This window comes from Frankia sp. CoWAU3, from assembly GCF_977971855.1.
On the sequence record NZ_CDWWXB010000065.1, the window covers coordinates 6,904 to 7,862 of the forward strand.

The 959-nt window shown below is 74.8% G+C and carries 1 protein-coding gene; it reads left to right on the forward strand.

The genetic code is table 11. The annotated features are described in order from the left end of the window. Positions 1-959: UDP-N-acetylmuramoyl-tripeptide--D-alanyl-D-alanine ligase (locus AC08ON_RS08405; protein ID WP_476616739.1), on the forward strand; the 959-nt coding region annotated here is incomplete at both ends.

Sequence of the window (959 nt, forward strand, 5' to 3'; positions counted from 1 at the left end):
CGCGTCCGCTGTGCTCGCCGCCCGCTCGGTGGGCGAGCCGGCCGTCATCGTTCCCGATCCGCCTTCGGCGCTCGCCGCGCTCGCCGCATACGTCCGTGATCTGGCCGCCGCCACCGTGGTCGCCGTGACCGGGTCGGCGGGCAAGACGACGACCAAGGACCTGCTCGCCGACGTGCTGGGCGGGCTCGCCCCGACGGTGGCCGCGCCCGGCTCCTTCAACAACGAGATCGGACTGCCGCTGACGCTGCTGCGTACCGAGCCGGACACGGCGTTCGTCGTCCTGGAGATGGGTGCCCGCGGTCCGGGGCACATCGCCACCCTCTGCGCGGTAGCCCGCCCGGCGGTGGGGGTGGTCCTCAACGTCGGCAGTGCCCACCTGGGCGAGTACGCCGACGGCAGGCTGGGGATCGCCGCGGCCAAGGGCGAGCTTGCCGAGGCCGCGAGCGAGGCCGTCGTGCTCAACGCCGATGACCCGCTGGTCGCGGCGATGGCGGTTCGGACGACGGCCGAAGTGATCACTTTCGGGGAGGGTGGACGGGCCGACGTGCGGGCCGGTGCCGTCGATGTCGACCGGCTGGGCCGCGCCTCGTTCGACCTGCTGGCGCACGGCGAGCACCATCGGGTGACCCTCGGGCTCGTCGGCGCGCACCAGGTGCCGAACGCGTTGGCCGCGGCGGCCGTCGCGATCCGGCTGGGGCTGTCCCCGGACCGGGTCGCCGCGGCGCTGTCCGTCGCCCGCCCGCGCAGCCGGTGGCGGATGGAGGTGACCTCCACCGCGGCCGGGGTGGTGGTCGTCAACGACGCCTACAACGCGAACCCGGAGTCGATGCGGGCGGCGCTGAAGGCGTTGGTGGACATGCGGGGGAAGGGCCGGGCGTTCGCGGTGCTCGGTCCGATGGGGGAACTCGGTGACGCCGCCGCCGCCGAGCACGACGTGCTCGGCCGGTTCGCGGTCCGCC